Source organism: Actinomadura sp. NPDC048032 (assembly GCF_040653175.1).
In the GTDB taxonomy this organism is placed as follows: Bacteria; Actinomycetota; Actinomycetes; order Streptosporangiales; family Streptosporangiaceae; genus Spirillospora; species Spirillospora verrucosospora.
The window spans coordinates 1-5,914 of record NZ_JBEZJP010000472.1; the positions used below are offsets into that span (position 1 = coordinate 1).

The 5,914-nt window shown below is 69.8% G+C and carries 5 protein-coding genes and 2 pseudogenes; 3 read left to right on the top strand and 4 right to left on the bottom strand.

Annotated elements, in window-relative coordinates; all coding sequences use genetic code 11:
- Positions 1 to 130: 130 nt before the first annotated feature.
- Positions 131 to 1,195 (top strand): aminoglycoside phosphotransferase family protein, encoded by a 1,065-nt coding sequence (locus AB0C69_RS36615; RefSeq protein ID WP_360360136.1) that lies wholly within the window; start codon positions 131 to 133, stop codon positions 1,193 to 1,195.
- Positions 1,196 to 1,328: 133 nt separating this feature from the next.
- Positions 1,329 to 2,165 (top strand): metallophosphoesterase, encoded by an 837-nt coding sequence (locus AB0C69_RS36620; RefSeq protein WP_360360138.1) that lies wholly within the window; start codon positions 1,329 to 1,331, stop codon positions 2,163 to 2,165.
- 23 nt (positions 2,166 to 2,188) lie between these two features.
- Here AB0C69_RS36620 and AB0C69_RS36625 read toward each other — a convergent pair whose 3' ends face one another.
- The 3 genes from AB0C69_RS36625 to AB0C69_RS36635 all read right to left on the bottom strand — a co-directional run bounded on the left by AB0C69_RS36625 (position 2,189) and on the right by AB0C69_RS36635 (position 3,694).
- Entirely contained in the window at positions 2,189 to 2,770 is a 582-nt protein-coding gene (locus AB0C69_RS36625; protein WP_360360141.1) for a TetR/AcrR family transcriptional regulator, read from the bottom strand.
- Between the two features lie 106 nt (positions 2,771 to 2,876).
- A complete protein-coding gene (gene bfr, locus AB0C69_RS36630) occupies positions 2,877 to 3,374 on the bottom strand; it encodes a bacterioferritin (RefSeq protein ID WP_345187283.1) in 498 nt (165 codons plus the stop codon).
- Positions 3,375 to 3,469: 95 nt separating this feature from the next.
- Positions 3,470 to 3,694: a (2Fe-2S)-binding protein gene (locus tag AB0C69_RS36635; RefSeq protein WP_345187280.1), complete on the bottom strand. Its 225-nt coding sequence runs from the start codon at positions 3,692 to 3,694 to the stop codon at positions 3,470 to 3,472.
- A gap of 234 nt (positions 3,695 to 3,928) precedes the next feature.
- On the opposite strand from AB0C69_RS36635, the pseudogene AB0C69_RS36640 reads away from it, so the two are divergent.
- Positions 3,929 to 4,594 (top strand): annotated as a pseudogene (locus AB0C69_RS36640) (glycogen debranching enzyme); the annotation flags it as partial.
- Positions 4,595 to 4,735: 141 nt separating this feature from the next.
- Here AB0C69_RS36640 and AB0C69_RS36645 read toward each other — a convergent pair.
- A pseudogene (locus tag AB0C69_RS36645) lies at positions 4,736 to 5,806 on the bottom strand (extracellular solute-binding protein); the annotation flags it as partial.
- Between the last annotated feature and the right edge of the window lie 108 nt (positions 5,807 to 5,914).

The following is a 5,914-nucleotide window of genomic DNA, read 5'->3' on the forward strand; positions in this document are numbered from 1 at the left end:
GATTTCCGAGTAGAACATTCAGGGCCCGGCGGTACACGCCGGGCCCTGAATCGCGCATGGATCAGTTGTCGTCTCGGACGGCGAAAGGCGGTTCCTCAGGGGCGGCTCGTGACAACCAAAAGGAGGAGGGATGATGGGCGACAGGTTTTCGCAGCTTGTCGCTGCAGAAGATTTGGCTGCTACAAGGGAGCTCCTCGAACGCGACCCTGATCTGGCTCACCGACTTCGCTCGGTCGCCCTGGAGAAGGCCGGCGCACTCAGCGGTCTCTACCACCATAACGTCCGGGTGGGAAACCTGATGTGTCGCTTCCCTGCCGCCGGGGCGGACAATCTGGATCGGCGTACTTATGAGGAGAACGACGTGTTGCGGGCCATTCAGCCCCATCTGGGCCGAAAGGCGTCCCACTTGGTCTACGAGGGGCAGGGGTGGTCCGTACACGCGTACGAGGAGGGCCGAGTCCTCCACGAACTCTCGCCACCGGGTCGGCCGGTGCCGAGGCTCGTTCTCGACGACACGGTGGACCTGTTCCGCAGGTTGACCGATGTGCCGTTGGGGGACATGGGGTTGCCGCCCTGGTGGCCGGAAGACGGCGATTCGGTGGGATTCGGATTGCGCAGGGCCATCCAGGCGTCGGTCGCCCACTGGAAGTCGACACGCTGGTTCGGCAGGGAGTTCGATTTGCTCGGGCTTCCTCTCCAACCGCATCGGGCGATGGTGGGCCGCTTGACGAAACTCACTCCCCGGCCGTTTCAGCTCCTGCACAACGACCTGCACCGAGGGAACATCATCGTGCGTCCCGACGGTCACGCGGTCTTCGTGGACTGGGAATTGGCGACGATCGGGGACTGGGTGTACGAGGTGGCGACCCACCTGCACCTCATGCGCTACACCGAAGGAGACCGGCAGTATCTTTTGGAGCGCTGCCTCGAAAGGATGCCGCCCGCCTCCACCGAGGGGTGGCAGGCGGATCTGGAGACCTATCTGGACCTCAATCGGGTCCAGTCGGCCGTCAACGACACCGTCCGTGTCATCCTTAAGATCAGGAAGGAGCGCCTGTCGCCCGCCGAGAAAGGGGAAATGGTCCTGGCCCTGACCGGAACGCTCAACACGGCCGGTCGGATCTGGGGCATGGAGAAGGTGCTCTCCCCCGACGAGGTGGCCGCCGCGGTTCAGGCCGGCGTCGTCGGAGAGTAGCAGGGGGCGCCGGGAGAAACCGCCCGGTCCCTGTTCGACCCACGCTGCGCCCTCACTCGCATGGAAATGAGAGTGGGGGCGCAGATGCCCGCGGAGGCGCGGCCCGCGCGGGCCCGGGGCTTACCATCGGCGGATGGGCGGCGTCTACGCGATCAGCGACCTGCACGTGGGGTTCCCGGAGAACCGCGCGTTCGTCGAGGGCCTGCGGCCCGCGTCCGAGGACGACTGGCTCATCGTGGCGGGCGACGTCGGCGAGCGCTTCGCCGACGTCGAGTGGACGCTGCGCACCCTCGTCGAGCAATTCGCCGCCGTGCTGTGGGTGCCCGGCAACCACGAGCTGTGGACCATCAAGGACGACCCCGTGCAGCTGCGCGGTGAGGCCCGCTACCGCCGGCTCGTCGAGATGTGCCGCGGCCTGGGCGTGCTGACCCCCGAGGACCCCTATCCCGTCTGGGACGGCCCGGACGGCGCCGTCACCGTGGCGCCGCTGTTCATCCTGTACGACTACACATTCCGCCCCGACGGGACGTCCAGCAAGGAAGAGGCCCTCAAAGCCGCGCACGAGGCCGGTGTCGTATGCACCGACGAGGTCTACCTGCACCCCGACCCGTATCCCGGACGGGACGCCTGGTGCGAAGCCAGGATCTCCTACACCGAGCAGCGCCTGTCCGCCCTGGAGCCGGGGACGCGGACCGTGCTCGTCAATCACTGGCCGCTCGTCCGCGAACCCACCCGCGTCCTCTGGTACCCGGAGTTCGCCCAGTGGTGCGGCACCGAGCGCACCGCCGACTGGCACAGCAGGTTCGGCGCGGTGTCAGTCGTCTACGGGCACCTGCACATTCCCCGGACGATCTGGACCGGCGAGGTCCCGCACATCGAGGTGTCGGTCGGCTACCCGCGCGAATGGCGCGAGCGGGCCGACGCGCCGCGCGGCCCCCGCCGCGTCCTGCCCGTCCCCGAGACCGACTGACCGGCTACCGCCGGGCCGCGCTTCTAGCGGGCCGCGCCCGGCGCCACGCCGGCGGCGGCGAGCCACAGCAGCCGGGCCGCGGCGTCCGGGTCCCGCTCGGCGACCGTCGCGATCGCGCCCGCGAGCCTCAGCACGTCGCCGAACGCCGCGCCGGCGGGGGCGACCCCGGCGCGCTGCGCGCGGACGAGCAGCGCCTCGCCCGCCTCCGACATCGCCGCGCGGGAGCCGGAGGGGTCGAGCCGGGGGTCGCGCAGCGACACCATCGCCGAGGCCGCCATGCCCGGGAAGGCGGTGATCTCCGAGACGAACGTCCGCAGCCAGGCCAGCAGGGCCTCGCCGGAGGACGGGGAGTCCAGCAGGTCGCGGGCGGACGCGGCCAGCCCGGCGTAGACGTCGGCGAGCAGCGCCTCCAGAAGGTCCTGGCGGGTGGGGAAGTGGCGGTAGAGCGTGCCGATGCCGACGCCCGCGAGCCGCGCGACGCCTTCGAGCGAGGCGCCCGCCCCCTGGCGCTGGAAGGTCTCCCGCGCCGCGGCGAGCAGCCGCGCGCGGTTGCGGCGAACGTCGGCCCGAACGGGGCGCGCCTTCGGCGTGTCGTCGCTGGTCACCTGGGTCGTCGATCCTTCCCGGGGATGGAACGGGCCTGCGGCGATCGGTCTCGGCATCATCCAGCCGTACGTGCTGCGCAGGAGCGGCGGGCGGGCGACGTAGGGCTCAGACGGGGCTCGGGCCGCCCTCGCCGGGCGGTTCGGTGAGGCGCTGCAGGTAGTTCTGCTCGCCGAGGGCCTGGACGAGGCTCAGCTCGGTCTCCAGGTAGTCGATGTGCTCCTCCTCGTCGGCGAGGATGTCCTCGAAGATCCGTGCGGAGGTGACGTCGCCGCGCGAGCGCATCAGCTCGATGCCGGGCCGCAGCCGGGCCACGGCCTCCATCTCGATCTCCAGGTCCGCCTTGAGCTGCTCGACGATCGTCTGCCCGATGCGCAGGGTGCCGAGCTTCTGGTAGTTCGGCAGGCCCTCCAGGAACAGGATCCGGTCGGTGAGCCGCTCCGCGTGCCGCATCTCGTCGAAGGACTCGTCGCGGGTGTGTTTGGCGATGCGGGTGAAGCCCCAGTTCTCCTGCATCTTGGAGTGCAGGAAGTACTGGTTGATCGCCGTGAGCTCGGCGGTGAGCTGCTCGTTCAGCAGAGCGATGATGTCGTTGTCGCCTTCCATGGCCCCATGCTTCCATGCCGGGCCGGATCCGGGACAGTACCTAATCGCCCACAGCGCGTTCCCCTATTGGAACGGAACGTGAGGGAGGGGGTTGTTCAGGCGGCGGTCGTGGACGCGGGATCGTTGCCCCCGAGCAGGGCGTCCGCCAGGGCCGTGGAGGCGCGGTACTCGCTGACCATCGTGTGGATGCGTTTGGTGCACAGACCGCAGCCCGGCTTGAAGCCGCAGGCCGCCTTGACGGCCTTGGCCGTCGTGCAACCGCTCGCCATGCAGCCGTGAACGTCGTCCTCGGTGACGGCGTTGCAGATGCAGACGTACATTCCGGTGGGAGACCTTCCGTGCGGCTCGTCCTCTTCGCAGCGTGCCCCACCGGCGCCGGTTAGGGCGCCCTCATTAAGGTAAGGCTCCCCTAACGTAACCCACGGATGTCCGTTCTGGCCAGTGGGGTCCTGATCGGTGTGATCCATCCCCCAGAGGGAAGGGCTTCCGGGGTGCGGCCCCCGGAACGTGCGCGGTCGGGCGCCCGGCGCCGCACCCTACGAAGGGCGGACCAATTGGCTCAGGTTTGGCCGGGTGACGCCTACCCCCTGGGGGCCCGGTTCGACGGCGCGGGAACGAACTTCGCCGTCTTCTCCGAGGTGGCCGAGAAGGTGGAGCTGTGCCTGTTCGACGGACCGGCGGGCGACGGTGAGGAGACGCGGCTGACGCTGCCGGAGGTGGACGCCTTCGTGTGGCACGGCTACCTGCCGGGCGTCATGCCGGGACGCCGGTACGGGTTCCGGGTGCACGGGCCGTACGATCCGCCGCGCGGCCTGCGCTGCAACCCCTCGAAGCTGCTGCTCGACCCGTACGCCCAGGCCGTCGAAGGCCAGGTCGACTGGGACGAGGCGTGCTTCGGGTACAACTTCGGAGACCCCTGGTCGCGCAACGACGCCGACTCGGCGCGCCACACGATGCGGTCGGTGGTCGTCAGCCCGTACTTCGACTGGGGGGACGACCGCCCGCCCCGCACCCCGTACCACGAGACGGTGATCTACGAGGCGCACGTCAAGGGGCTCACCGCCCGGCATCCGGACATCCCGCCGGCGATGCGCGGCACGTACGCGGCGCTCGGCCACCCGGTGATCACGGACCACCTGCGCTCGATCGGGGTGACGGCGGTCGAGCTGATGCCCGTCCACCAGTTCGTCCACGACGACGCGCTGACGAGCCGCGGGCTGCGCCTGCACCAGCGCGAAGTGGGCGGGCTGCACCTCGGCGTTCGGCCACGCCTGGTCCATGAACGGGTCGGCCTTGTCGCCGTCCAGGTACGGCAGGAACGGCTCCAGCACCGGGTCGATCTTGGAGGAGGAGTCGCGGACGAGCGGGACGCAGGCGACGGCCTCGGCCCAGCGGTTGATGTTCTGCTGCTCGCCGAGGAACGCGACGAACTTCTCGGCGGCCTCCTTGTTCTTGCTGCGGGCGCTGACGCCGAGCCCCACGACGACCCCGGCGGGGATCCGCACCTGGGCCGCGTCGTCCGCGCCCGGCACCGGGAACATCGAGAGGTCGGCGGCGTTCGCGGCGGCCTTGCGGAAGTCGGGCAGGACGGCCGAGACCTGGATCGCCATGGCGGCCTTGCCGGTGGCGACCATGGACGTCTGCTGCTCGAAGGTCGTGCCGTTGGGGTTGTCGTTGAAGTACCCGCGCTTCTGCAGGTCCAGGTACATCTCGAGGGCCTGCACCCAGCCGGACTGGGCGAAGGACGCCGACCCCGCCTGCATCTGGCTGTCGAACTGCGGGTTCTTGGCGTACACGGTGGACGGCACCAGCGCGTAGGTGATCAGCTGCGTGACCCAGGGGGTCTGCGCGCCGAGCGCGATCGGGACCGTGCCCTTCTTCTTGAGCTTCTCGCAGACGTCGAGGAACTCGCTCCAGGTCTTCGGCGGTTCAACTCCGGCCTTCTCGAAGACCTTCTTGTTGTAGATGGCGCCGATGACGCTCGACCCGGCGGAGTAGATGAAGGTCTTGCCGTCCTTCTGGAACGCCGGCTTCAGGCTCGCCGGGATCTTCTTCGTCCACGCCTGGCCGCTCAGGTCGGCGAGCAGCCCGGCCTGGGCGATCTGCGCCATGCTCATGGCGCTGCCGTTGCCCGGGTAGACGACGTGCAGGTCGGGGGCGTTGCCCGCGCCGAGCTGGGTGCGCACCGACGTCTGCACCTGGTCGGTGGGTGCGAACGAGGTGCTGAACTTGGCGCCGGTGTAGGCCTTGGTGAGCAGGTCGAGCGCCTTCTGCTGGTCGGCGACGCCCACCAGGCGCAGGGTCCCCGAGCCGCCGGACGACCCCCCGCAGGCGGCCAGTCCCGCCGGCAGCGCGGCCGCGGCCGCGACTCCTCCGGTCATCCGCAGGAATCCTCGGCGGCTGAGGGCCGCGTTCTGGAACGACGATGTCATCTTTCCTCCTAGCGTTCGCGGCGCGGACCGCCGGGGTGGCGGCAGACCCGGTTGTGCCGGACGGCCAGGGCGGTGAGCGCGAGCCCGCCGGCCAGGAAGGCGGCCAGC